At 44.2% G+C, this 534-nt stretch carries 1 protein-coding gene; it reads left to right on the top strand.

The window, feature by feature from the left end; all coding sequences use genetic code 11:
* Nucleotides 1-534, top strand: a 534-nt coding sequence (locus ACS8FD_RS24130) for a HAMP domain-containing protein (RefSeq protein WP_439277707.1), incomplete at both ends; no start/stop codon positions are given.

Below are 534 nucleotides of genomic sequence, written 5' to 3'. Positions count from 1 at the left end.
ATTATGGCAGGCGTACTATGGTGGATTGCACGTTCAATGACATGGCGTATCAATCACATGAGTCAGCAGATGAGTCAACTTGGTGACGGTGACTTTACTGTACGTGTCAATAGTCGTGGTAATGATGAAATTGCTTTTCTTGCTCGTGGATTCAACCAAGCAGCGCAAAAAATCGAACACCTAATTGATGCCAATAATTTGTTGTTGGCCCATGCATCACATGAGCTACGCACACCCATTACCCGTATTCGTCTGCAGATAGAGATGATGGATATGTTGGCAGGTTCGATGCCAAGCGATACAAAGGCAAAGTTTGATAAACGTGCCCAAGCGATCAATCGTGATTTATCAGGGCTTAACGATTTGGTGGAAAGTATCTTGTTAGTGAGTCGACTTGATGCAGGTCATGCGATGCAGCAGGTTGAACGTGTGGACTTATATGACTTAGTGAATCAAGAGCGTCAGCATTATCCAGAAGCAACATTGATTGGCGAACATATTGTAATCGATGGCCAACCGCCGATGTTGACTCAT

It is taken from the genome of Psychrobacter sp. 1U2, assembly GCF_051847575.1.
This window is presented reverse-complemented; position numbering and strand designations above follow the sequence as displayed.